We start from the raw sequence: 24684 nt of genomic DNA on the forward strand, positions 1-24684 counted from the left end.
TCGTCAGGCCTCGGGCGGGGCATATTAGATCCAGCGTCTGACACGTGTCTTATAATCGCGCCATTCGTCACCAAACACACGCTCAGCTGCGCGTTCTTCGAAAGGGATATAATGTAGTTGCGAGACCGCGATGAAAAAGCCAACCGGCACTAACGACAGCCATCCATTAGCCAAAAGCGCAGCCCCCAGAAGAGCGAGAGCAAAACCAAGATACATTGGGTTCCGGCTCATTGCGAATAGGCCGTCCGTTACCAGCACGGTCGGGTCACGGAATGTATGTATATTTGTCTGTACACGACTAAAATGCCGGTTAGCAATGATCGTTATGGCGAAACCGATAGCAAAGACAATGGCACCTGACCACTGCCATGGAATCGGAACAAGTCTTGGGCCCCAATTGACCCAATGACTGACTCCGATGAGGGCGAGCATCAATATCCAAAGCAGAGGCGGCAAAATGCGCATGGCAAGTCTCCTACACTAATGGAATTATATTATAAATAATAAATATGCACAACTATTATTTATCGGTCGCCTTGCTTGTATTTGTGGATTTCCGTCCACACTCTGCCGAACCCCGACCACCTGACAAGCAGACTGAACCGTCAGGCGGCATCTGGCTGATCGAAGGCATCGGCTTTATCGTCGGTGTCGGACTTGATGGGGGTTAGCCGTTCCTGGAAGTGATCAGCGACAGGCTGGGGCGAATAAGCTTTTTCCACAAGTTCTTCATGATTGCGGTCGTGTTCTTTGCCCTCGCCGTGCAGCTCTTCATCACCATCATGGAATTCAAGCTGACCACACTGGTCGGGTTTGCGCTCGTGCCGTTTGCCTCTGGAACAAGACGACGTTTCTGGGGGAACGCGATCACACGGCTCGTGCAATGGTTTGGCGGAAGTTCCCATCGAACACCGTATAGGCGTCGATAAACGGCCTCATCACTCTAATTTCGATCGTACGCGAAGAGGCCTGTTCCGGCCTCTTTTGGATATGAGCAAATTAAACGACTTTGCAGCGAGTAAGGTCTACCGCCGGGATAATAGATTTTAGTGCCAGCGCCGAACAGGGGAAGTGGACTTTATGCGCCACCTCCAGGGTATCATCATTAATATTTCTACTAGACTGTATTTAATTGCCTCTATACTGTGCTTTACTATTGCCAGACTATCAAAAGGATTCCCCTGCTGTGGTCGATATGAAGCATGCGCTCGGGCTGGTCGCAGATAAAGCAATCACCGACGCAACCAATGCAATTCTCTTTGGCGAAACGTCGGTTGATTTCGTACAGTTATTCGACCGTACACTGTTATTCGTGTTCGAGGATGATTGGCTTCACGCCGCAACACCACAAGATAATCGACACCTAACTCGCCAAGAAGCCTTAAAGCGCATATCAGAAGGCAAAGCGGTTGATTTTGGGAAGTACGCGGGTAACGGCAATGCTGGCGATGAAAAATTGCTCAAACGCTTCTGCGAAGTTTACGATACGTTCAATTTAGTGGATATAGGCGCAAATTATGGTCGCGAATCTGTCCGCTATCGAGCATTACTAACCAGCGAATTTTTTCAAGATGTATCGTCGGCCCTGAAATCTCATGTTCTCGTCGACCCAGCCCACGCAGGACTTTTGGCCCCTGCCAATCTAATCCTTCACAGATTTGGTGACGGAATAATCGTGCGCGGTGCTATGGGCGATATAAATGGTGTTGAACGGTTTTACTTTAAACCAAACGTTACAACAGGTGGCACCACCCTACCAAATGCTCAACAATTGAAAGAAGGTCGATATAAACACGTTCCTGTCCGCATAATTATGTGGGATTCTCTAGCAGAAAACCTGAATATTGAAGGCCCGACCTTCTTCAAAATAGACGTTCAGGGTGCTGAGCCACGGGTTTTTGACGGTGCTCGCCAATACATGCAGAAATATCCCTGCGCAGGAATATTTGAATTTTTCCCAAAGGCTGCGGCAGCGTTAAGAGACCAAACTGAATGGCTAAAACAAATGAATGCTCAATTTGATTTGTGGGATGTCCACATGGACCGTAAGCGCCTTAACAAAATTGATGATAATTTTGATTTATTTATTGATGAGGTCAACGCTAGAGATAATCCGTGGACTGACCTATTATTCGCGCCAAAAGGTTTCTATTTAATTTAATTAGCCCCGCAAAAGACGACGGCAAAATTTTCGGATTTTCATGATGCGCGCTCTAACATCTTTGATGCGCCGCTTCACGATTACGAGTCATCCATTTTCACTAAATTACTCGCAAATTGCCTACCCGACCCGATCCTAACAGATCGGCCTAGCCATCAGCTCAGCACGATATAAGCGCCCAGATTTGGATTAACTAAACAGAGCGCAAGGAGTGGGGCTAGTAATTGGGCGGGGCAAACGCTTCCGAATGCTCGCAGGCATCCATTTAAGCCGCTCACGCCAAAATTCTTTGCTGCCAGATTTCAGAATTAAATGGCGCGAGTGACGGGACTCGAACCCGCGACCTCCGGCGTGACAGGCCGGCGCTCTAACCAACTGAGCTACACCCGCATCAGATCAAGCTGACGCTCATCAGAGGGTGCCGTTTAAGATAGCCGACGATGCCCGTCAAGCGGAATATGGCGATTGAGGGGGCACAATCTTACTAATTCTTCTTGCGCGACTAAAAAGATACTGAATATCCGAGCATTGCCTCGGTTTCGCGCCCAGAATTGGGGATAATCATTAACGAATTACGCTTGGCCGGCTCCCTGTTGCCGAAGGCATATTTACCGGCATATTCATGCCCGCGCCTATTCGCAGATTAATCTATAAACGAGGCTCTATGACTAACGCTCCCCAATTTTTGCAAGGCCCCAATGGCCGCATCGCATACCGCAAAGTTGACGGCACAATCGCGCCGGGCATCATTTGGTTAGGTGGTTTCCAGTCAGACATGCTGGGCACAAAAGCAGAGCATTTGAGCGAATGGGCATTATCGGAAAACCGACCATATTTGCGGTTTGACTATACTGGTCACGGCGAATCTGACGGCAAATTCGAAGATGGTTGCATAAGCGAATGGGCTGAGGACGCTTTGGCGGTCTTTGACAATGCAACTGAGGGCCCACAAATTCTGGTCGGGTCATCTATGGGGGGATGGATCGCCACTTTATTAGCGCAGCAACGGCCCGAGCGTATTGCTGCCATCGTCTTTATAGCACCCGCCCCTGACTTCACAGAAACGCTGATGTGGCCATCATTTACCGACGCCGAGCGAAATACCATCAATGCTGAAGGTCGGCTGGCGCAACCGTCGGAATATTCCGATGAGCCTCAAATTATTACAAAAAAACTGATTGAGGACGGCCGAAAAAATCTAGTGATGAATGGCCCTATCCCGATCAACTGCCCCGTAAGGGTATTGCAGGGTATGAAGGATGACGCGGTACCCTATAGCCACGCATTGCGCTTCGCTGAGGCACTGGCCACCGAGGATATAGAGATCTCCATCGTAAAATCTGGGGACCATCGCCTTTCAACGCCTGCGGATTTGGAACGACTTACCGCAACCATTGCGGCGGTGTCTTGAGACCAGTCCACCGGAACCACTCGTCGCAACTCCACAACGACTTGTCGCAGAACGCAGCAAACCTCCAAGCACAGCCCTTGCGACAGTTGTCGCAATCCCATAAGCTAGCCATCAGAATTGGGGGCAATTCGCCCTGTTTTATTGGTTTTACGCTATATGGCCGATCTAAAGGGTGCAGACCCCACCAAACCTGAACTCGCGATACTCAAACACCTCTGGCAGGCGAAAGAGATGAGCGCGCGGGAGATCCACAGCAAAATCTCCTCCGAATTCGACTGGTCTTATTCAACCGTGCGGACCGTATTGGACCGTATGGCTGATAAAGGCCTTATTTCAAAAACCGCAATTGACGGCGTGAACATTTACGAACCACAGATCGGCAAAGTGACCATGCTTTCCCGAATGATCGCCGATTTTTCAAAGCGGGTACTGGAACTCGACTCAACCCCCGCGGCCGCATTTTTTTCAGACTCAAAGTTGCTTAGCGACGAAGAGCTTGAAGAACTGCAATCGGTACTTCGGAAATCGGAGGAAGAATCATGAGTGCAATCATAGAACCGTTTTTTCTGTGCCTTCTTGCTTCGATGATCTGGGCACCCATTATCTTTCTTGGCGCGCGTTATCTTGCAAACAGACAAGAGCAAAGAACCGGCACTTCGTCATTAGGAAGTACAATTTGGCCTGCGGCTCTTATCCTCGCTGCCCTGCCCGCGCTACTGGCACCTATTGCTGCTAGCCTCGGTGTCTCTCTGCGCGCCCCTGCGGCTTTGCCGGTGATGTCAGAATTTGCGGGCACTTCGGTATCCACAACAGAATCCCGCGAGTTAATTCTTGCGCCAGTAGCGACAACGGTTTCCATCGCGGACATTTTAAAAATGATGGCCGTCCTTTATTTTTACGGCTTCATGATGGTATTTGCTCTCGCAGCATTGCGGCATGTTTGGTTTTCCTACCGACTAAAGTTTGCTGCCGACATTGACGAGCCAGAACTTAAAACTGCGCTTGAAAATTGGCGTCTAAAAATTGGTGTGTCGCGCCAACCTCGTTATGTTTTCTCGCATATAGTTTCTAGCGTTTGCGTTTACGGCATATTCCGACCGGTAATTATCATGCCGTATAATCTCCTTGATCGCTTATCCATAAAGGATGCGGCGCTGATGGGTGCGCACGAAATGGCCCATATAAAACGCGGAGATGTCGCATTATTCGCGCTCTGCACTGTGGCGAAGTCTGTTTTCTGGTTTAATCCATTTATGCATCGCATTTGCGCGCAAGCAAATCTTGCCGCAGAACAAGGTGCCGATGCGCTGGTCTTGTCTGCCGGGGTCAATCGCCATCATTATGCAAATTGCTTTGTGCAAGGCTTGCGATTGGCGGCCGGTAAGCATTCTGGATTTGCAGGCGAGCTTATTCCGTCATTCACTCCCTTTGATAAGCGCTCGCGTCGTGCGCGACTGGATGCCATTTTATCGGGAGCACCATCGCAGAGATTACTGTCTACACCGAGTAAAATAGCCCTGTCATTGAGTGCTGTTTTTGCTGTTGCCGTCGCTGCTGCGCAGGCAACAATCGCCGTGCCGCCCCGCCCAGCAGGCGCGACCCTTTTCGTCATGCCGGTCGACGGTGAAATTACATCTCAGTTTACCGCAGATTTAACGCAGGATCGTGATAGAAAAGCGCATACCGGCATTGATATTCGCGCAAAGCATGGATCACCTGTATTGGCGGCTGGCGACGGCAAAGTAATCGACGCTACCGAAAGTTACAAAGGCGGAAAGGCTTGGGGTAAGGTTGTTGTCATTGATCATGGCCACGGTTTATTGACCCGATATGCTCACCTCGGCTCTTATGCGGTTGACAAAGGCGAAAGCGTAGACGCCGGCGATGTAATCGCAAAAGTCGGGGCCACAGGCAAAGCCGACAAACCCCATTTGCATTTTGAAATCATAGAGAATGGCGAAACAATCAATCCGGCTGGGGTATTCGCCCAAATAATACAACAACCGATTTCAACGGCTCCGCCCACAAATCTACCACGCGCAGTGCCTGTCGTGCCGGCGCTTTCACCAGCCGCACCGTTACCGCCAAAGACGCCTGATTATCCGGAAGCGGAGAAAAAAGCACGCAAAGTCAATGAACAGTTAGCAAAAATTGAAAGAAAAATGCGCAATCAGTTTCACGACTTTGAGGCCTTCGAAAACTTCCAAGAAATCGAAATTCCAATCGAAGCGTTTGACGGCTTTTCAGAGACAACAGCGCGATTGCAAGAACAACGCCTAAGATTCAAAGAACAAGCAAGAGAAAAATTTGAATCGCGGCGCGCTGAATTAAGCGAAGTTCGGCGTCAACAAGAACGAGCACGGAAACACGCTGAAAGAGAGTTCGAGCGTGCTGAAGAAAAGTTCTCACAGATCGTTGTAGATTTAGACACAGACCTTTTTAAGAATGAATTTATTCAGGAAAAAGAACTTCTCGATATTCGCGAAAAAGCAATCAAAGATGCGAAAGCGGATCTCGAAAATGAACTGCGTGAAATCAAACGCCGGCGGCAAGAGTTAAAAGCGCAAGAGAAACAATAAAAGCGTATTTTAATTTTCCAGAAATTCTTAGATGGAAGAAAAATGCGGTACACTAAACCGTGTACCGCATTTTTTTATTATTGAAGATAATAAAAATTTCCCGTCGTCGGCTTGTCGCAAACTACCTGCGATTGGTCGCATTACAGGTGCATGTTTACATTGAAGGCGTAAAAGTCTCCTCAGACCTTTGTCAAAAAGGCGGGAGAGATTAAATGGGCCTTACACGAGTTTGCCTGAAAAACCCGGCTGCAGCACTCGTCGTGCTAGCGCTAATAACGATGTTGGGCGCACTTTCTGTAACCCGCCTGCCAGTACAATTATTTCCGTCAATCGAACGCCCTCAAATAGGCATTTGGACGGGGTGGCGCGGGGCATCACCACGCGAGGTTGAAAGCGAAATAACCGAACCAATTGAACGAGAACTTCGCGGCATTCCCGGTGTCACAGTTATGCAATCCTGGTCCAACCAGGGTGGCGCTTGGATTTCACTTGAATTTTCTCTTGGTACTGACATGGATAATGCGTTCACAGAAGTGAACGCAAGATTGCAACGCGTGCGCGGCTTACCGGCGGACGCTGATCGCCCCGTAATTAATAATGGCGGCGGTGGTGGTGCCGAAACTCTTATATTCCTGTTTTTGCAACGCCTACCCGGCAATGAGAACCCAGACCTAAATTTAGGGGACTTCGCCGAACAGCGCATTGTACCCCGCCTTGAAGCAATTGAGGGGGTCGCGAGTATTGACGTGCAGTCCCCTCTTGGCGAGCGAATATTAAGTATTGAATTCGACCCCTATCTAGCCGCTCAATTCGGAATTACCCTAGATGAAATTGCCCAGAATGTTAATCAGTCAACAGATATTACTGGCGGATCTATAGAAGTTGGCCGACGCAATTATACCATGCGGTTCAAAGGTCGATTCACTGCCGATCAATTGAACGAGACGATTCTTGCATGGCGAGACGGTGCCCCCATCAGGCTTGGCGACATTGCAACGATTGAAGTCGCGCCTGATGAACGAAACTCCGGCCTATCTTATCAGAACGGAAACCCTGCCATAGGGATGAATGTCTCGCGTTCTCCAGGATCTAATACGCTTGAAGCGATCAATGCGGTCACCGAAGTTATAGACGAGTTGAATGCTGGCCCGCTGGATCAAATGGGCCTGGCAATACATAAGAGTTTCGACCCGTCGGTATTTATAAAGCGCGCAATCGCCCTATTGTCAGGCAATCTCGTTATTGGAGTCATGCTCGCAATTGGTGCCTTGTGGCTGTTCCTACGCCGCACAGCAGCTACCTTCATCATAGCTGCATCAATTCCTATATGCCTTATGTCGACGTTAGTTGTGCTCAATCTATTCGGGCGGTCAATCAACGTAATTTCATTAGCCGGCTTGGCATTTGCGACGGGAATGGTGCTTGATGCAGCAATCGTCGTTCTGGAAAATTTCGTTCGCTTGCGAGAAGAAGGCCGGACCCCATTTGAAGCGGCGGAACAAGCGGTTGGGCAAGTTTTTGGAGCGCTCTTCGCCTCTACAGTCACAACCGTTGCGATCTTCATACCCATCATGTTTTTTGAGGATGTTGAAGGCCAGCTTTTCGCAGATCTCGCATTGACCATCGCGATAGCTGTGTCTTTCAGCCTCGTCGTCGCTGTCTCGCTCTTACCGACGGGTGCCCGCTATTTTATCAAAAATTCCGGCACGACCAAAGAACGTCCGAATTTTGCAAAGCATGTAGCGAATTTTATTATGAACCTCACATCGTCGAATAAGCGACGAGGTGTCATAATTTTCAGTCTCACGATCATCCCAATGGTTGTGGCATTCCTACTATGGCCACAACTGAATTACCTGCCCCCAGTGAAGCGCGATGCGGTTGACGGGTTTATTAGTTACCCCTCTGGGGCGAGCGCCGACACGGTGCGCAAAGAATTCGCTGAAATCGTCGTTGAGCGTCTCCGTCCCTATATGGAGGGAGAGAAACAGCCAGCATTGCGAAATTACTATCTATTCTCAAATAATTTCGGTGGTAACATCGGTGTGCGGATTAATGATCAATCGCGTATCGATGAAATGGTCGACATCGTCAATAATGAAATTCTGTCCGGCTTCCCTGATACGCGCGTATTCGCGAGTCAGGGTAATTTATTTGGTAATTTCGGCGGAGCCGGTTCAATCAACCTACAGCTCCAAGCTGCCGATTACGATGCGTTGATTGAATCAATGCCGGCCGCTATGGAGCTTATTCAAACCGCCCTACCCGGAGCGCAAGTTTGGCCAAATCCGGACCCAGGCGTTGTCACCCCTGAGCTACAACTTATTCCCAATGATCGCCGGATTGCGGAAGTAGGCATGACCCGTGCCGCAGTTGCGCGCGCCGTTCGCGCATTGGGCGACGGACAATGGCTCGGCGAATTTTTCCACGAAGATGGCAGAATAGACGTTTTCTTGCGGGCGAAAGACTGGGCCGAACCCGAATATCTCGAAAGTGCACCCATCGCGACACCGTCGGGAATCGTGGTCCCGCTTGGTGAATTGGTCACGGTTACCCGTAATGTCGGCCCGCAACAATTGCGTCGCTTAGACGCCAGACGGACAATTTCGCTCGGCATTAATCCGCCGGAAGGCATGGCCCTCGGCCCAGCGGTTGATCAGTTAAAACGCAATGCCGGGGATGAAATTTATGATGTTCTTCCGCAGGGCGCGACGGTGATTTGGGGTGGCGATGCCGACTCCCTCGACCGGGCCATTAAAAATCTTGGCGCGAACTTCTTGCTTGCGGTCGTCATTCTGTTTTTGATCATGGCTGCGCTGTTTAAGTCGGTCAAAGATTCTGCACTCGTCATAATAACCCTGCCGATGGCTGCAGTAGGCGGCGTATTGGCTATTCGATTGCTGGACCTATTTAAAACGACGCCACTCGATCTATTGGGCATGATTGGATTCATTATCCTTCTGGGGCTGGTTGTGAATAACGCCATCCTGCTTGTGTCTCAAACTCGTGCGTCCGAGCGAGAAGGAAAAAGCAGAACCGATGCCGTACGCGAAGCCCTATTACTTCGTATACGCCCAATATTTATGTCAACATCGACCTCATTAATGGGAATGCTGCCGCTCGTACTCGCGCCGGGAGCCGGTAGCCTCATCTATCGCGGGCTCGCGACGGTCATTGTCGGCGGGATGGCTATATCCACCTTGTTCACGCTTTTCTTACTGCCCGCCCTTCTGCAATTAGGTGCCGCGCGTCACGTCCACAAAGATTTGCCAACCCTCGGCATGCAGCCCGCAGAATAAGGAGCTTCGTCATGAACCGTAAAATCGCCTATTCTGGAATAGCAGCGACATTCATCGCTGTGGCCGCTGGTGCTGCATTTGTCTATGGCGGACATGTCGGCGCGAGCCCCGACACTGAAAGCGCGGAAGCAACAGAGGAACCCCAAGGACCTCCCCCTGCGGCGGTCGCATTGGCAAAGGTTGAAAGCCGAAACCTTGCACCACATTCAGAAACACCGGGGACGATCGTCTCTATCCGCGATAGCCGCGTTTCCGCGGCGACGAGCGCGAAAGTTGAATGGGTCGCCGAAGTAGGCGCTGAAGTCAACGAAGGTGATTTAATCGCGCGGCTCGACCCGTCGGATGCAACCTTTGCGAAGAACGACGCCGAAGCCGAATTAAAGCGCCTCAATGCGCGTGCGAAATATCTCGACAGCTTATACAAGCGTTATTTAGGTCTTGGCGAAGAAGCGGGCGAATCCGAAGCGACGCTTGATGAAATGCGTTCAAATCGCGATGAAGCCTATCAGGCTGTTGCACGAGCGCGCGTCGCGCTTGAACGCGCAGAGACGAATTTAAGTCGAACCGAAGTCCGCGCGCCATTTTCTGGCAGAGTTGTTTCACAAGAAACCCAAATCGGCGAATTTGCCACTCCGGGTACAGAGTTAATCCGCCTTGTGGACACACACCATTTGGAAGTCACCGCCCGAGCACCAATTGGCCTAACGCAAAACATTCGCCCGGGCGCGACCATTCGGGTGGCAAATGGCGTAGAGACACTTGAAGGTAAGGTGCGCACAATCGTCCCGGTCGGTGATGAGCGATCACGGATGCTGGAAATTCGTCTCGAACTTCCCGCCGAGACAAGTTGGTATATTGGATCGGCTGTGCGGGTACACCTTCCCTCCGCGATACCACAACGCGTCACTGCAGTACCACGAGACGCATTAATTCTTCGCGCGGATCGGATTAGCGTTTTTGTCGTCGGCGAAGACAATTTGGCAAAGCGTGTTGATGTCGAACTAGGCACTGCGGAAGGCGAGTTCATCGAAGTCATGGGCGATCTCGAACCGGGGCAAAATGTTGTCATTCGAGGGGGTGAACGGCTTCGCGAAGGACAGCCGGTTACGATTTCTCAAACGCGACTTCGTCCGAGCGCCTAGTCTTTCTCGCCAAACTTATCTTGAACCAGTTTGACAATTGAATCGACTGCTTCTGCCGCCTGAGGACCAGTCGCAGAAATTTCCAGTTTTGCACCCTTGCTTGCCAATAGCATCAACAGATCGAGCTGCGAATCCGCAAGCGCGACACGGTCATTGTTTTTAACCGAAACAACGGCGTCGTAGGATTTAGCAAGAGATGAGAGATATCGCGACGGACGAATATGCAAACCGAGTTTGTTACAGACTTCAACGGTCGCTGTTACTTCGTCCGACACCTATTCCGACGCCTCACCTGACAAAACCCATGACGCAACATTGATGTATTTTCTTCCCGCGTCATGCGCCGCTTTAACAGCTTCAGCGAGATCATCTTCGGCGCGCGCTGATGCGAGTTTAATGAGCATAGGTAGATTTACACCGGCAACAACTTCGGCATTTGCTTTTTCCATTACAGAAATAGCCAGATTAGACGGTGTGCCACCGAACATATCAGTCAAAATGACGACGCCATCGCCGGTATCAACGGACCGTGCAGCCTCGAGAATATCTTGCCGGCGCTTTTCCATATCGTCATCCGGCCCGATTGAAACTGCTTTTACCTGCTCTTGTGGGCCAACCACATGTTCGGCCGCGGAAAGAAACTCTTCCGCCAGCCGGCCGTGGGTTACAACAACGAGTCCAATCATTTGTTTCTGCTCAACTCCGTCACAACGCTACTATGGTGCGTGATTGTTCCCAGATGTCCACCAAAAATTGCTATTCTTGGCTCGGAAGCTCCACAACAAAGCGCGCGCCTAGCCTTTCACTATCCGGATTATCCGGATCTGTGAGACGGTTTTCCGCATAAATCCGGCCACCATGGGAATTCACAATTTGGCGCGAAATCGCAAGGCCTAGACCGGAATTATTACCAAATGACGCACCAGATGGGCGTTTGGTATAAAAACGTTTGAAAACGGATTCTAGATTGTCGGGCGGTATCCCAGGTCCGTCATCGGAAACTGTGATCCGCGAGAAGGTAGACCGTGCGCTCGACGGCTCCAGCACGACCCTAACCTCGCCGCCATCAGGACTGAAAGACCGGGCATTGTCGATCAGGTTTCGAATGACCTGCCCTAATGCCCCGGGGTTCCCAAGAATGTAGGTTGGTTTGATCGGTTCTTCATATTGGACCGAGACATCGCCGTCTTTCGCAGTATCTGCATAAACCGACACAATGTCTTTTATCAGCTTTCCAAGATCAATCGCTTCGCGGCTTTCCCGAGCGAGTTCCGCGTCAAGGCGCGACGCATTGGAAATGTCGGTGATCAACCGGTCCATACGCGCCACATCTTTTTGCACGACAGCCAGCAACTTCGCCTGCTGTTCAGGTGTTTTCGCGATCTGCAGTGTCTCCGCGGCACTTCGAATAGACGTCAGCGGGTTTTTCAATTCATGCGACACATCTGCGGCAAAGCTTTCGATCGCATCAATTCGCGCATAGATCGCCTGCGTCATTAATTTCAGTGATCCAGACAACTCACCGATTTCATCTCTACGATTTGTAAAATCGGGGATACGGGCCCGCCCCGCTGCGCCGATTCCCTCGCGTACTTTGTCCGAGGCAATGGCCAGTTGACGAATAGGCTGAGCAATCATCGTCGTGAGCAATAGTGATGAGAGAATCGCCGCTGCAACGGCCCATCCAAAAAACGGCAGGATCGACAAACGTGCGTCTTCCACCAGTTCATCAATGCCGCCACTTTCCGCCGTCACGATCCCATAAATAGCTTGCACGCGCCTGATAGGTACCGATACCGAGGCGACGATCTCGCCTTCTTCGTTTACCCTGACTGACGCGGCACCGCGCTCTATGGCAAACGGCGAGGATTGCAGTGCTGCGTTAAGTTCATCCTCAATCGTGCGGCGCGCAGCTTCCGCGCGATAGGCACGTGAAAAGTAACGGGACAATCGTCGCCAGATATCGCCCGCGCTGAAACTCGTCCAATCCGAGTTTCCGTCGTCAATCGACGGTAGCTCTTGCGCGACAATTTCGTCTTCGCGCAAAACGACGTCTTCAATCAGAAGGCTACGTGCGTCGGTGATTGGCGGGTCGGCAAAGGTCTGGGGCGCATTGAAAATCCGTACACGACCTTCAAAGCTATCCCACACCCGATTAAAGACTTCGCGAACATCCCGCTGGCTTAGTGATAACGAACAAACCGCTGATTCATCTTGCGAGGCGATATCCGCTTCTTCGACGGGCTGGCAAGTCGTTTCATCTATGGCGACTTGCGCCAAGACATCGGCAATGATCTGCGCCTGCGCCCGCACGCCTTCGAGTTTTGCCTGAACCAATCCATCGCGATATTGCGTAAGGGCGAAAGTTCCTAATAGAAGAATTACAAGCCCAATAAGATTGGCGAGGACGATCGTCAGCGTCAGACGCGACACCGCCATGGGTGCGCGTCGTTTGCGCACGATCCCGCCCTCTTTACTCATGCGCGATTAGGTATCCTTGTATTTGTAACCAACGCCGTAGAGTGTTTCGATTGAATCAAAATCCTTATCAACGACTCTAAATTTCTTCCGTACTCGTTTAATATGGCTGTCGATTGTGCGGTCATCAACATAGACTTGGTCATCATAGGCCGCATCCATCAATTGATCTCGACTTTTTACGAAGCCCGGCCGCTGCGCAAGCGCCTCCAAGATCAAGAACTCAGTCACAGTTAAAATAACCGGCTGATCTTTCCAGAGGCAGGCGTGACGCATCGGGTCGAGCGTTAAAGGCCCGCGGCGAAGAATTTTTTTCTCTTCGTCTTCCGTTGGTGTGTCGCTGGCCTGCCCACGCCGAAGAACGGCTTTGACCCGTTCCAGCAAGAGCCGCTGTGAGAACGGCTTTTTGACATAATCGTCTGCGCCCATGGTAAGCCCAAGCACTTCGTCGATTTCTTCATCTTTTGAAGTAAGGAAGATCAGCGGTAGGCTGGATGACTGACGAATGCGGCGTAAAAGTTCCATGCCGTCCATGGTCGGCATTTTAATATCAGAAACGACCAGATCAGGCGGCGTCGCATTGATATATTCAAGCGCCTTGGCACCGTCTTCGAAAGTTTTGACCGTGTGACCTTCGGATTCGAGTGCGATCGAGACCGAAGCTAAAATGTTTTCGTCGTCATCAACGAGTGCGATTGTCGCCATAATTCCTATTCCCCGTGTAATATCAGTTTCTTACTATGTAGCCGCGCGGGCGTATAGAAGGCGAAGCCAAGGCGATTTTGTGTCCGCCCCGACCGAGCCATTTTTAACTGAAAACACCTCCTGCGGCGGCATCGATAAACTTCGCCAAGGAAACATCCCGCTCAGACAGACCATCCGCATCATGCGTCGTCAGGACGATTTCCACCTTATTATAAACATTGAACCATTCTGGATGGTGATCGGCCTTTTCCGCAGCTAACGCGACCCGGTTCATAAACCCCCATGCAGCATTGAAATCACCAAATACAAATGTCTTTTTGACCGCATCTCGGCCCTCGACCGGATTCCAGCCCGGATTTCCAGCCAGAAATGCTTCACGCGCATCGGCGGTTAATTTTTCGACCATTACCAAACTCCGTGTTTTGTCCAACGACATAAACGGATTTCAGCAAATGCCCAACCTATCAACGGTGAGATCACCCCATACCGGCATCAATGCAACACCCGCCAATAAATCCTCGCCCTCAGCTCTCTTGTAATTGACAATCATTATCAGTCCGTCTAGCGGAGCGGTAATTGATAATCATTATCAAGCAACCCTGACCCGAACAAAATAAGAAAGTCGAGTAGAATGTTAAGGAAACTGGCTCTATTTACGGCCCCAATCGCACTTATGTCAGCGCAGGCTAATGCAGATGACGACAATCTGGAACTTGCCGCTCTAGACGGCGTTGACCAAATCACGGTCTTTGCTTCGGCTGGCGGCCTCAAAGAAGTGCCGGGCGCGATCACCTATATCGACGCCGATGACATCGCGAAACAATCCTACACCGACATATTGCGGACCCTTCGGCGGGTACCGGGCGTGAACATCCAAGAAGAAGACGGCTATGGTCTGCGCCCAAATATTGGTCTTCGTGGCTCGGGGTCTGATCGCTCAGCGCGGATCACAATCATGGAAGACGGCGTGCCGATCTCGCCTGCCCCTTATGCGGGACCTGCAGCTTATTACTTCCCTTATGCCGGCCGGATAAACTCCATCGAAATCACCAAAGGAACCGGCGCAATTAAATATGGCCCGCGCACAACCGGCGGCGCTATCAATCTCTTCTCAACGCCGATTCCAGAAGATTGGTCCGCAAATGCGCAATTCCTATTGGGATCAGATGACGGCCGCCGACTTCACGCCTATGCAGGCGGTCGCGGAGACCTTGGCGCGCTTGATGGCGGTATATTGATCGAAACATTCCAGCAATCCACTGATGGCTTCAAAGAAATTGATGCCGGGGGCGATACCGGCTTTGACGTATCCGACTATATGATCAAAGCTGGCCTCTACACGAAAGACGGCGCTAGCGTTCCACAAAGCCTTGAATTCAAATATCAGCGTTCGGATGAAACTTCGGATGAAACATATTTGGGTCTGACACGGTCGGATTTCTCGGAAAATCCCTATCGGCGTTACAATGCTTCTCAGGAAGACCAGTTCAATAGCGACCATGAGACTTTCCAGATCACATATAAAGCCGACCTGACGGATGATCTGAGGTTTTCGGTGAATGCCTACCGCACTGAATTTTCCCGTGACTGGTTCAAGCTCGAAAAAGTATTGGGCACTTCGCTCTCGACAGTTTTGAACGACCCGACAACCTACTCGGTCGAGTTCGCCAATCTCGTAGCGGCACCAGGTTTTGTTGGCGCTGCGGACGCGCTCGAAATTCGCCACAATGCGCGTGACTATGTCGCAAAAGGCATTCAAGGGACCGTCACCTATAAAACCAATACTGGTGCTATTTCCCACAATCTGGAAGGTAGCCTCCGCTGGCATGAAGACGAGGTCGATCGGTTCCAGAATTTCGAATATTTCCAAGCGAATGACACAGACCTACTCCGCACGAGTGTTGGCGATCCTGGTACGGACTCCAACCGGATCGAAAGCGGCGAAGCACTGGCAATATTCGTACAAGACAATATTGATTGGGGCCGGCTACACGCAACGATTGGCGTGCGGATCGAAGATATTGATCTAACGCGCCTCGATTATGGAAAGTCTGATCCGAACCGCACGGGGACGAGCCTTTCCACGCGCGAAAATTCACTCACGGCCGTAACGCCCGCATTCGGTGTTGTTTACGATGTAACGGAACAGCTCTCCATTCTTGGCGGCGTTTATCGTGGTTTCGCTCCTCCCTCACCGGGAAATTCAAACTCCAGCGAAGAAGAATCAACGAACTGGGAAGCCGGGTTACGTTGGGAAAATGCTGCCGCAAGTTTTGAAGCGATTGGCTTTTTCAATGATTACCAAAACCTTTTGGGAACCTGCACAGCATCAACCGGCGGCGGCTGCGTCATTGGCGATCAATTCGACGGCGGCGAAGTTGATGTTTACGGCCTTGAAATTGTTTCTATCGTTGATGCAGCGCAGTGGCTGAATACTGCATTTGCTATTCCGCTATCAGCAACCTACACGCTGACCCAATCCGAGTTCAAAACCAGCTTTTCATCTGGATACGGACCGTGGGGTTCCGTTTCAGAAGGTGACGAGCTTCCATTCGTCGCAGATCACCAGCTTCTGCTGACAGCTGGTATTGAAGATACCAAGTGGGGTGGCGAGATCGCGATGTTCTATCAATCAGAACGCCGCACCACAGCCGGGCAAGGTCCTATTGCGCTTAATGCCAGCCTTGATGCGCACACGGTTTTTGACGTCTCTGCCTATATTCAGGTGATCGAGAATGTAAAAATTCGCGGTAAGGTCGAAAATATTTTCGATGAAGAATATATCGCGTCGCATCAACCCGCCGGACTGCGCCCCGGTCTGCCGCGGACATTCTGGGTTGGCGTAGATTTATCCCTTTAACCAATCATGGCCCGGCGAATAGCTGGGCCATTTCTTTTTTACCGCCAAAAGAATAGGGCCGCTCGTTCGAGCGGCCCTCAATCCATTTAAGGATCGCGATTCCGTAAGCCAATTGGCCTCGAGATCTATTCAAATCCGGTGGTTAAACGAGCTCCGAAGGCTGCTCCGAACCGCGCTTTTCCCACAAAGACCTCATTGGCTTGCTGAAATCACTCGACATCGAATCACCTCCTCTCATTAATTGAACCTGAAATAGAGTGTGAGGCGCATCGCACCTTTTGGCAAGGGGGTTATGGTTAACGAAACCCTAAAGAAAAAGCCGCCTGTCACAGGACAGGCGGCTTTCATTGATCATAATTTTGCGATTTACGAACCGAGCATCGGTGCCAGAATTGTCGAATAGACAATAACCAACAAAATACTGACCGGACAAATATACCGGATCAGGAAGCGCCAGCGCTGGAACCATAGCTCTGATTTAAATCCGATTGCTTCGCGTGCGGTTGCAGTAGAAACGATCCACCCCGCAAATACCGCGGTAATAAAGCCCGCAATTGGAAGAATCAAATCAGTTGCTGCACTGAGGAAGTCCAAAAGCACCATGCCTTTGAACAATGTCGTCTCGCCCAAAGGTTGCCAAGTATTCCAGAAGGTTGACTGATCTTCGCCATTAGGACCAACAGCTGGGACCTGGCTAAGTGCGTTGAACACACCAATGATGAAGACGACGAGCCCGATACCACCGGCAGATAGAAAGCGGTGATCGCTTTTGGTTTGCTCATCGACCCACTTTGTCGACGTTTCCAGCAATGCGATTGATGAGGTGATCGCCGCAAAAAAGCCGAGAATAAAGAACATCAGGCCGAACAGTCCACCGAAAGGAATCCCTTGAAACGCTAGTGGCAATGTTTGGAACATTAATGTGGGACCACTGCCCGCATCGAGGCCCATCGCAAAAACGATCGGGAAGATCGCAAGACCCGCAATAATACCAACGCCAGTATCAGCAATGGCAACTAGGCGCGAAGAACGCGGCAAGTCCTGCTCCTCGCGCATATAGGCCCCATAAGTGGCCATAAGCGCTGAACCCAGTCCAATTGAGAAGAATGCCTGCCCAAGCGCTGCCGAAATGACCGAGCCGTTTTTAACACCGACCCAAAGATCATCGAAACGGACACCCAAAAGGAAATCAATACCGCGACCTGCATCCCCTTCGATCATCGCGAATCCAAGCAAGACAATTAAAAGCACAAAAAAGGCGGGCATTAAGAACATGACCGCCGCTTCGATGCCGCCTTTAATACCGCGCATAACAATGCCCACGGTAAGGATTACAAAAATCGCGTGATAGGTGATCATCCGCGTTGGGTCGTTCAAAAGATTGCCCAGCTTCGCAGCGACCTCGTCACTGGTCTGGCCTTCAAATGCAGTGGCGGCAAGACCGCCAATGCCACTTTGGGCGATCGAGTTAATTAAATCGCCGCCAATCATGATGACATAAGCCAGAACCCAGCCGGCGATTACTGAATAGAAAGTTAAAATGATAAATGCGCCGATCATGCCGATCCATGATTGTGCGGCCCAAAATGTGGACCGGCCTTCGGCTTTTGCCAATTTGACGACGCTACCCACTGCGGACATGCCGCCTCTGCGTCCAATAAACAACTCAGCAACCAAAACAGGTAAACCGATGACCGCGACACAAATTACGTAAAGCAGAACAAACGCCCCGCCGCCGTTCTCCCCTGCGACATACGGAAACCGCCAGAGATTCCCCAATCCTACGGCAGACCCAACCGCTGCCATGATAAACGCCGCCTTAGATGACCAGTGACTTCCTTCGCCAGCCGTACCTTGCATAAATGCAACCCCTTATAATTTTAGACACCGAATTGGTGTGATTATGTATTTTAGACAAATTTTTACGGTTGTTAGCAAATATTGCTCAAGGGAGAGAACATAAAAACACGTGCAATTGTGAGATTTATCGCTTATTGCCGTTAAAAACGGGGAAAAAACTTGCAGGAGACGCAACTGTTTGAGCCTTCTCACCTCCAGACCGAACAGGTCGAAAGCCTGATCGCGGCTGCGGGTGTCGATGGCACGCGCGCGATTCTTGAAGCCTTTCAGCGTTCAACCACAGAATTGCTGACGCTCCTCGACGAGGGGCTTAAAGGCGGTTCCCTGAATGACGCCTATAAAAATGCTCATGCGGTCAAAGGTTCGGCGGCAAATGTTGGCGCTCAGCTACTTGCTGAGGCCGCTGGTGCAATCGAAACCGCCTGCAAAGACGGGAATGCTGTCGCCGCAATGCAATTCCTTAACGACGCTCATGCGAAATTTGAGGCATTCTGCGTCCATTTCGACGCGCATCTACAACAATATTAATTTCTAAGGATCGGCGACAGCAGAAATCCTGCCCTAAAGATCGCTCGACCGGTACATATCCTGATCTCTGTGGATATGCGCGCTCATCACGAAACCGAAGCCAGCCATAATCGTCAGCATAACCGTTCCGCCATAGGAGACCAATGGCAGCGGCACACCGACGACCGGCGCAAGCCCCATCACCATCCCCGTATTGATCAGCACATACAGGGTAAATGTCGCGACAACCCCGGTCGAAACCAATCGACCAAAATGGGATTTCGTGTTCATTGCGACCGACAACCCTGTGATGATGACAGCAAAGTACAGCAGCAATAGGCCAACCGCGCCGACGAAACCGAATTCCTCACCGAATATGGTAAAAATGAAGTCTGTTTGCATTTCCGGCAAAAATTTTAGCTGACTTTGCGTGCCTTCCATATAACCCTTGCCATCGAGCCCACCGGAGCCAAGCGCGATCTTGGACTGCAACAAGTGATAGCCCTCGCCTAGCGGATCGCGATCAGGATTTAAAAAGGTCAAAATACGGCTGATCTGATATTCTTTGAGAATCTCAAAACGATAGGCACCATAACCGGCGGCAATTGCACCTATCACTGCCGCAAACCCAATGCGCCAGCTCAATCCAGCGACAAAAATAATGATTGCCCCCGTCGCAGCCAGCAAAAGCGCTGTCCCAAGATCAGGCTGGATAAAAATCAGCCCGACCGGTGCCCCGATCATCAATGCCGGCGGGATAAGATATAAAATGTGCGACACCTGCTCGGCACGAAGACCGTGATAATACCGTGCCAAACCAAGTACGAGACCAATTTTCATTGCCTCCGAAGGCTGGAATTGCATGCCGCCGAATTCGATCCAACGCTGTGCGCCCATATTAACAACGCCAATAAAGGGCACAGCCATGAGCGCGGCCAATGATGCGAAATACAGTGGATAGGCCATGGCCAGCCAATATCGGATGGGTACCATCGCGATACCGGCCATAATGACGAACGCTGCCATAAAGCGCAGTGCGTGTTTAAGCGCCCACGGCTGCCAATGGCCTTCTGCAACGGAATAGAGGGTTATCACCCCTGCCCCTGCGATCATCGTCAATAGAATTATCAATGGCCAATGAAGGCGGGAAATTTTATCCCGTACGCCGCGCCGTCGACCTGGAAGAATGATCGATGACATTGCTTATCCCTGCCTTACCGGCGAAGCGTGCGCCAAGGTTCTTGGATCGATTGCATTCCGTGAGGCCGGGTCCTTCGCCGCAACCGCTTTCATGATTTCACGAGCTTTTGGCCCAGCCATTGATGCACCACCAATGCCGTGTTCCACCACGACAGCACAGGCATATCGCGGATTTTCATAGGGCATATAGCTCACGAACAAGGCATGGTCTCGCCGTTCCCATGGCAGGTCTTGAGGCTTGGCAAGGCCCTTCGCGCGATCTTCCGCGGTAATCTGATAGACCTGACTTGTTCCGGTCTTTCCGGCCATCTGCCATTCAGGATCTTCGATTCTTGACCGAGCGGCAGTACCCCACTCATTCGTCACCGCATTCATCCCTTCACGGACGACTTTGAGATGCTCCTGATCTACATCAATCAATGGCGCATCGGGTGCCGGTAAAATTAGATCGCCAACAGCGCGTACCAATCGCGGACGAACCGCCCTTCCGGTCGCAACACGGGCCGACATTACAGCCAATTGTAGCGGCGTCGATGTTACATATCCCTGCCCAATGATAACCGACAAGGTTTCCCCTTGGAACCACGGTTGGTTAGCAGGGTTTCCAGCGAAATATTGTTTCTTCCAGGCGCGGTCGGGAATTATGCCTTTTTGCTGGCCGGGAATACCTAATTCATAGGTTTGCCCCAAACCAAACTTACGCGCAGTATCCGCAAGCAAATCGACATCAAGGGTCTTCGCAATGTCGTAATAGAAAATGTCACATGAATGTTTTAACGACGCTTTCATATCGACGGTGCCGTGGCCGCCCCGTTTCCAGCAATGGAAATAACGATTGCCGTACCAAACACGTCCATTACAGAAAGCAGTGTGGTTCGGTTTAAACCCTGCCCGCTGGGCCGCGATCGCGCTAACGAGTTTGAACGTGGATCCCGGCGGATACACGCCTGACAGCGGTTTGTTCAAAAGCGGTTTATAGGGGCTGGCGTTTAATTCTCGCCATAGATCGGGATCAATCCCCACATTGAAATCATTGGGATTGAATGCTGGCGTTGAAGCCATGACCAATATATCACCGGTCACGACATCCATGACCACCGCCGCTGCGCTTTCACCGTCGAGCTCTTTCATCGCGGCTTCTTGGAGTTCCGCATCAATCGTTAGCGACAGCGTTTTTCCCTGGACGGATGGAATGGCTGTTTCCGCCATTTCCTCAATTACCCGACCATGCGCATTTACTTTTACATTGATCGCACCCGCACTACCGCGAAGCTCTTTTTCATAGGTTCGCTCCAGTCCCTCTCGGCCAACTTTGAAACCGGGCTGACGAAGCAATACGCGTTCGTGATCGGATTCCTGCGCAGCGAGGTCACGTTCGGTCACAGCCCCCACATAGCCGATTACAAAAGCTGAAGATTCTCCTTGGGGGTAATCTCGTGTCTCCCCAACATCCGGCAGAACACCAGCAAGGTGTGGCAGTTCAAAATTGATTTTGGAGAAATCATGCCAACTCAAATTATCGGCAATCTGAACTGGCGTAAATGATCCGCGCCGACGAATTTCGCGTAAAATCCGCGCTCGCTTGTCATCGCTGACTGTGATGATGTTGGAAATCTTATCCAACGCTGCGTCGACATCTTTTGCCTGTTCGGGAACAAGCAAAATACGGAAATTTTTGCGGTTAGATGCAAGTGGCGCACCGAAGCGGTCTACAATTTCGCCGCGTAGCGGTGTCAGAACGCGACGGTTGAACTGATTACGCTGAGCAAGATCAAGGTACTTTTGGTGATCGACGACTTGGAGTTGGTAAAGACGGCCTGTGATACCCGCAAATAACAGCCCTACGCCGCCACCAAACAAAACGGTTCGGCGACTGACCGTTTCTTGACGTTCCGGATCATGGGCATTCACTTTTACCATGCCTACGCCTCCACCAAAACGCGCCGATGCAACTCGCTAAATGCGGCACCAAATAACGGGTAGATCATGATCGTAGCAGCGAGTTGCAAAACCAACGACCAAATCGGTAGCAACACGCCTGACATTAAACTCATCACAAGCCATAAGATAAGCCCTGCGCCCGCGGCTGCAAAGCCAAAACCGACCCAGACGACCTTTTGTTCGCGACCCAGAAAATAAGACCTTTGCGCCATTACGATGAATTGGGTGGAAAGATATACCAATGGCCACAGGCCAAGCGGACCACCAGTTAACAAATCCTGAACAATACCGATCAGAAACACACTGAATGATGGCAATGAGTCTGGATCATAAATTGACCAGAAAAATACGACAACCAACGGGATGATTGGCGTTGGTGCAAACCCTTCAAATAGCCGGATAGGTGCCGCCAGCATGACGACCCCGATTAAGCCAAGAATCGTCGGGGTTATCGCTTTTAAAAGTCGGAACAGGTTTTCAGCACGGTATCCCATGCCCTAACCCTCAGCCGGCGTTGGCTCGTCTTCGCCGGTTACAATTGCTTCTTCTTCGACTGGATTGACAGATGGGAAGGCATAATTGATGACCCGTACCATCCGCGTTCGCGCATAATTTGTATAGAGATCAACAATTATTTCGTCATTCCGCTCACCACTCACCGTACCGACAGGCAAACCACGCGGTAGCGCACCACCAGCCCCGGACGTCAAAACCCGCTGTCCCGGCGCTGCTTCGATCTCATCGTCAGTTACAGTGACACTAATGACCGGGTTTTTACGCGTATTGCCGACAAGCATGCCTTCAATATCAGCACCCTCCACATAAACGGGGATACGACTTTGGATATCGGTCAACAGCAATACACGCGATGCGGATCCGCCGGCCTCAACAATCCGGCCGACCAGCCCGTGATCGTCGACTACCGCTTGACCAACTTCAATGTTTCGAGCGCGCCCCGCATTAACGATCATCGAACGGGCAAATGCATCATTTGACTCACCGATAACAAACGCCGTTACTGGCTGCGCGTTAGGTGGTGCCTGATAACCTTCGAGCGCTTGAAAGCTGGCAACCGTTTCACGCAGCTCCAACGCCTCTACCATCCATTGGCGTAACTCCGCATTTTCTTCGCGAAGCGCCTTGTTCTGTTCCATGACGTTAAAATAGTCGCCAACCGAACCGGCAACGTCATGAATATAATTGATGGGTGCAGAAAAGAATGTAAGGACCGGCGACGCGGCGTCCATGACCCCCTCGCGCGCCTTCTTAAAAACCGATGCTTGCGCTGAATAGAGGCTGGAAAGTAGAAGCAAAACCGAGACGAGAATAAGTAGGAACAGGACAAAGCGCGAGTGCGCCTTACGTCCTAATCCCTCGCGTCTGTCCTGCCCCAGAAATTCCATGCCTCGCGAACAAGATCCGTGTTGTCGCGACGTTTACGCTGTAATGGCTTTAGATGGCCGAAGACAGTACGCCGCGCATTGCTTTCGTATTTTCTAACGCTGCGCCAGTACCAAGAGCAACGCATGATAGTGGGTCATCCGCTACAGAAACTGGCAAGCCAGTCTCATCGCGAAGAACCTGATCGAGATTCTTGAGCAGCGCCCCACCGCCCGTCAACATAATTCCGGTGTCGACGATATCAGCAGCCAATTCCGGTGGCGTTGCTTCAAGCGCAACCTTCACCGCTTCAATAATCTGACTCACTGGTTCCGCAAGCGCTTCGGCGACTTGCGCCTCACCGATGCGTACTTCTTTCGGAACGCCATGCATCAAATCACGGCCTTTGATCTGAATAGTTGTGCCCGACCCTTCCGTCGGGATCATCGCAGAACCTACCTCTTTTTTGATACGCTCTGCAGATGCTTCGCCAATCAATAGATTATACATGCGGCGAATGTAAGCGACGATCGCATCGTCCATTGTATCACCGCCAACGCGAACAGAGCGCGAGTAAACGATGCCGCCCAAGGACAAGACCGCAACCTCTGTTGTCCCGCCGCCAATATCCACAACCATAGAACCGGTTGGCTCAGTCACCGGAAGACCCGCACCGATTGCAGCAGCCATCGGTTCTTCGATCAATTCGACCTTACGAGCCCCTGCCGATAATGCAGATTCCTGAATAGCCCGGCGTTCAACCGCGGTCGCACCGGACGGTACGCAAACGACAATCCTCGGTGACGCAAATGAACGACTATTATGCACTTTACGGATGAAGTGCTTGATCATTGCTTCTGCGACTTCAAAGTCGGCAATAACACCATCACGCATAGGACGAATGGCTTCAATTTCACCTGGCGTACGGCCAAGCATTTCTTTCGCTTCGTTACCAACAGCGCGCACCATCTTGCGGCCACCGCGGGTTTCAATCGCAACAACTGACGGCTCGTTCAGCACGATCCCGCGGCCTTTTACATAAACCAGCGTATTTGCCGTACCGAGGTCGATGGCCATGTCCGCAGAAAGCATGCCTAACAAAGTAGAGAACATTGGGCTTGTCCTATTCGTGGATACTAATAATCACGGACGTTCTTATCC

The 24684-nt window shown here is 51.1% G+C and carries 21 protein-coding genes and 1 tRNA gene; 8 read left to right on the top strand and 14 right to left on the bottom strand.

The annotated features are described in order from the left end of the window. Positions 1 to 24: 24 nt before the first annotated feature. Both ABFZ83_RS08315 and ABFZ83_RS08320 read right to left on the bottom strand, forming a co-directional pair. Positions 25 to 465 carry a methyltransferase family protein gene (locus ABFZ83_RS08315; protein WP_411816082.1) on the bottom strand — a complete coding sequence of 147 codons (441 nt, stop codon included), beginning with the start codon at positions 463 to 465 and terminating at the stop codon, positions 25 to 27. Positions 466 to 605: 140 nt separating this feature from the next. Next, positions 606 to 905 (bottom strand): hypothetical protein, encoded by a 300-nt coding sequence (locus ABFZ83_RS08320; RefSeq protein ID WP_411816083.1) that lies wholly within the window; start codon positions 903 to 905, stop codon positions 606 to 608. Between the two features lie 251 nt (positions 906 to 1156). Between ABFZ83_RS08320 and ABFZ83_RS08325 the strand changes: the two genes are divergently transcribed. Next, on the top strand, positions 1157 to 2161 hold the full coding sequence (locus ABFZ83_RS08325; protein WP_411816084.1) for an FkbM family methyltransferase: 1005 nt from the start codon (positions 1157 to 1159) through the stop codon (positions 2159 to 2161). A gap of 313 nt (positions 2162 to 2474) precedes the next feature. Here ABFZ83_RS08325 and ABFZ83_RS08330 read toward each other — a convergent pair. Further along, a tRNA-Asp gene (locus ABFZ83_RS08330) sits at positions 2475 to 2551 on the bottom strand. 274 nt (positions 2552 to 2825) lie between these two features. Between ABFZ83_RS08330 and ABFZ83_RS08335 the strand changes: the two genes are divergently transcribed. The 5 genes from ABFZ83_RS08335 to ABFZ83_RS08355 all read left to right on the top strand — a co-directional run bounded on the left by ABFZ83_RS08335 (position 2826) and on the right by ABFZ83_RS08355 (position 10592). After that, complete coding sequence (locus ABFZ83_RS08335; RefSeq protein ID WP_411816085.1) at positions 2826 to 3572, top strand: alpha/beta hydrolase; 747 nt, start codon at positions 2826 to 2828, stop codon at positions 3570 to 3572. Positions 3573 to 3728: 156 nt separating this feature from the next. Then, on the top strand, positions 3729 to 4115 hold the full coding sequence (locus ABFZ83_RS08340) for a BlaI/MecI/CopY family transcriptional regulator (RefSeq protein WP_411816086.1): 387 nt from the start codon (positions 3729 to 3731) through the stop codon (positions 4113 to 4115). Further along, complete coding sequence (locus tag ABFZ83_RS08345) at positions 4112 to 6151, top strand: peptidoglycan DD-metalloendopeptidase family protein (protein ID WP_411816087.1); 2040 nt, start codon at positions 4112 to 4114, stop codon at positions 6149 to 6151. Before ABFZ83_RS08340 ends, ABFZ83_RS08345 begins: the two co-directional genes overlap by 4 nt. A 212-nt stretch (positions 6152 to 6363) precedes the next feature. After that, the gene (locus ABFZ83_RS08350; protein ID WP_411816088.1) at positions 6364 to 9450 is read left to right on the top strand and encodes an efflux RND transporter permease subunit; all 3087 of its coding nucleotides are present in this window, start codon (positions 6364 to 6366) and stop codon (positions 9448 to 9450) included. 11 nt (positions 9451 to 9461) lie between these two features. Further along, a complete protein-coding gene (locus tag ABFZ83_RS08355; RefSeq protein ID WP_411816089.1) occupies positions 9462 to 10592 on the top strand; it encodes an efflux RND transporter periplasmic adaptor subunit in 1131 nt (376 codons plus the stop codon). On the opposite strand, the gene ABFZ83_RS08360 is transcribed toward ABFZ83_RS08355, so the two are convergent. From ABFZ83_RS08360 to ABFZ83_RS08380, 5 genes are all read right to left on the bottom strand, one after another. Continuing rightward, positions 10589 to 10867, bottom strand: a complete 279-nt coding sequence (locus ABFZ83_RS08360) for an HPr family phosphocarrier protein (RefSeq protein ID WP_411816090.1) — start codon at positions 10865 to 10867, stop codon at positions 10589 to 10591. The genes ABFZ83_RS08355 and ABFZ83_RS08360 overlap by 4 nt on opposite strands. Beyond that, positions 10868 to 11278, bottom strand: coding sequence for a PTS sugar transporter subunit IIA (locus ABFZ83_RS08365; RefSeq protein WP_411816091.1), 411 nt, complete (start codon positions 11276 to 11278; stop codon positions 10868 to 10870). A 70-nt stretch (positions 11279 to 11348) separates the two neighbouring features. Continuing rightward, a complete protein-coding gene (locus ABFZ83_RS08370) occupies positions 11349 to 13073 on the bottom strand; it encodes an ATP-binding protein (protein WP_411816092.1) in 1725 nt (574 codons plus the stop codon). A 6-nt stretch (positions 13074 to 13079) separates the two neighbouring features. Continuing rightward, on the bottom strand, positions 13080 to 13775 hold the full coding sequence (locus tag ABFZ83_RS08375; RefSeq protein WP_411816093.1) for a response regulator transcription factor: 696 nt from the start codon (positions 13773 to 13775) through the stop codon (positions 13080 to 13082). Positions 13776 to 13878: 103 nt separating this feature from the next. Then, positions 13879 to 14211, bottom strand: coding sequence for a 4a-hydroxytetrahydrobiopterin dehydratase (locus ABFZ83_RS08380; protein ID WP_411816094.1), 333 nt, complete (start codon positions 14209 to 14211; stop codon positions 13879 to 13881). Between the two features lie 195 nt (positions 14212 to 14406). On the opposite strand from ABFZ83_RS08380, the gene ABFZ83_RS08385 reads away from it, so the two are divergent. Beyond that, positions 14407 to 16635, top strand: a complete 2229-nt coding sequence (locus ABFZ83_RS08385; protein ID WP_411816095.1) for a TonB-dependent receptor family protein — start codon at positions 14407 to 14409, stop codon at positions 16633 to 16635. 366 nt (positions 16636 to 17001) lie between these two features. Here the strand turns inward: ABFZ83_RS08385 and ABFZ83_RS08390 are convergent, their stop codons facing one another. Beyond that, positions 17002 to 18495, bottom strand: a complete 1494-nt coding sequence (locus ABFZ83_RS08390) for a sodium-dependent transporter (RefSeq protein ID WP_411816096.1) — start codon at positions 18493 to 18495, stop codon at positions 17002 to 17004. 159 nt (positions 18496 to 18654) lie between these two features. On the opposite strand from ABFZ83_RS08390, the gene ABFZ83_RS08395 reads away from it, so the two are divergent. After that, positions 18655 to 19023 (top strand): Hpt domain-containing protein, encoded by a 369-nt coding sequence (locus tag ABFZ83_RS08395; protein WP_411816097.1) that lies wholly within the window; start codon positions 18655 to 18657, stop codon positions 19021 to 19023. A gap of 33 nt (positions 19024 to 19056) precedes the next feature. Here ABFZ83_RS08395 and rodA read toward each other — a convergent pair whose 3' ends face one another. From rodA to ABFZ83_RS08420, 5 genes are read right to left on the bottom strand one after another with little or no spacing between them, the layout of a single operon-like run. Beyond that, positions 19057 to 20202, bottom strand: a complete 1146-nt coding sequence (gene rodA, locus ABFZ83_RS08400; RefSeq protein WP_411816098.1) for a rod shape-determining protein RodA — start codon at positions 20200 to 20202, stop codon at positions 19057 to 19059. A gap of 3 nt (positions 20203 to 20205) precedes the next feature. After that, positions 20206 to 22122, bottom strand: coding sequence for a penicillin-binding protein 2 (mrdA, locus tag ABFZ83_RS08405; RefSeq protein ID WP_411816099.1), 1917 nt, complete (start codon positions 22120 to 22122; stop codon positions 20206 to 20208). Between the two features lie 2 nt (positions 22123 to 22124). Further along, on the bottom strand, positions 22125 to 22637 hold the full coding sequence (locus ABFZ83_RS08410) for a hypothetical protein (protein ID WP_411816100.1): 513 nt from the start codon (positions 22635 to 22637) through the stop codon (positions 22125 to 22127). Between the two features lie 3 nt (positions 22638 to 22640). Further along, entirely contained in the window at positions 22641 to 23546 is a 906-nt protein-coding gene (mreC, locus tag ABFZ83_RS08415) for a rod shape-determining protein MreC (RefSeq protein WP_411816101.1), read from the bottom strand. A 49-nt stretch (positions 23547 to 23595) separates the two neighbouring features. Further along, on the bottom strand, positions 23596 to 24636 hold the full coding sequence (locus ABFZ83_RS08420) for a rod shape-determining protein (RefSeq protein ID WP_411816102.1): 1041 nt from the start codon (positions 24634 to 24636) through the stop codon (positions 23596 to 23598). Positions 24637 to 24684 lie beyond the last annotated feature (48 nt).

Source organism: Hyphococcus formosus (assembly GCF_046736345.1).
Classification (GTDB): Bacteria; Pseudomonadota; Alphaproteobacteria; order Caulobacterales; family Parvularculaceae; genus Hyphococcus; species Hyphococcus formosus.

Bases quoted from the DNA above. Each gene is read 5' to 3' on its own strand.
- ABFZ83_RS08315 (WP_411816082.1), bottom strand. From the start codon at position 465: ATGCGCATTTTGCCGCCTCTGCTTTGGATATTGATGCTCGCCCTCATC.
- ABFZ83_RS08320 (WP_411816083.1), bottom strand. From the start codon at position 905: ATGGGAACTTCCGCCAAACCATTGCACGAGCCGTGTGATCGCGTTCCC.
- ABFZ83_RS08335 (WP_411816085.1), top strand. From the start codon at position 2,826: ATGACTAACGCTCCCCAATTTTTGCAAGGCCCCAATGGCCGCATCGCA.
- ABFZ83_RS08340 (WP_411816086.1), top strand. From the start codon at position 3,729: ATGGCCGATCTAAAGGGTGCAGACCCCACCAAACCTGAACTCGCGATA.
- ABFZ83_RS08345 (WP_411816087.1), top strand. From the start codon at position 4,112: ATGAGTGCAATCATAGAACCGTTTTTTCTGTGCCTTCTTGCTTCGATG.
- ABFZ83_RS08350 (WP_411816088.1), top strand. From the start codon at position 6,364: ATGGGCCTTACACGAGTTTGCCTGAAAAACCCGGCTGCAGCACTCGTC.
- ABFZ83_RS08355 (WP_411816089.1), top strand. From the start codon at position 9,462: ATGAACCGTAAAATCGCCTATTCTGGAATAGCAGCGACATTCATCGCT.
- ABFZ83_RS08365 (WP_411816091.1), bottom strand. From the start codon at position 11,278: ATGATTGGACTCGTTGTTGTAACCCACGGCCGGCTGGCGGAAGAGTTT.
- ABFZ83_RS08370 (WP_411816092.1), bottom strand. From the start codon at position 13,073: ATGAGTAAAGAGGGCGGGATCGTGCGCAAACGACGCGCACCCATGGCG.
- ABFZ83_RS08375 (WP_411816093.1), bottom strand. From the start codon at position 13,775: ATGGCGACAATCGCACTCGTTGATGACGACGAAAACATTTTAGCTTCG.
- ABFZ83_RS08380 (WP_411816094.1), bottom strand. From the start codon at position 14,211: ATGTCGTTGGACAAAACACGGAGTTTGGTAATGGTCGAAAAATTAACC.
- ABFZ83_RS08385 (WP_411816095.1), top strand. From the start codon at position 14,407: ATGTTAAGGAAACTGGCTCTATTTACGGCCCCAATCGCACTTATGTCA.
- ABFZ83_RS08390 (WP_411816096.1), bottom strand. From the start codon at position 18,495: ATGCAAGGTACGGCTGGCGAAGGAAGTCACTGGTCATCTAAGGCGGCG.
- rodA (WP_411816098.1), bottom strand. From the start codon at position 20,202: ATGTCATCGATCATTCTTCCAGGTCGACGGCGCGGCGTACGGGATAAA.
- mrdA (WP_411816099.1), bottom strand. From the start codon at position 22,122: ATGGTAAAAGTGAATGCCCATGATCCGGAACGTCAAGAAACGGTCAGT.
- ABFZ83_RS08410 (WP_411816100.1), bottom strand. From the start codon at position 22,637: ATGGGATACCGTGCTGAAAACCTGTTCCGACTTTTAAAAGCGATAACC.
- mreC (WP_411816101.1), bottom strand. From the start codon at position 23,546: ATGGAATTTCTGGGGCAGGACAGACGCGAGGGATTAGGACGTAAGGCG.
- ABFZ83_RS08420 (WP_411816102.1), bottom strand. From the start codon at position 24,636: ATGTTCTCTACTTTGTTAGGCATGCTTTCTGCGGACATGGCCATCGAC.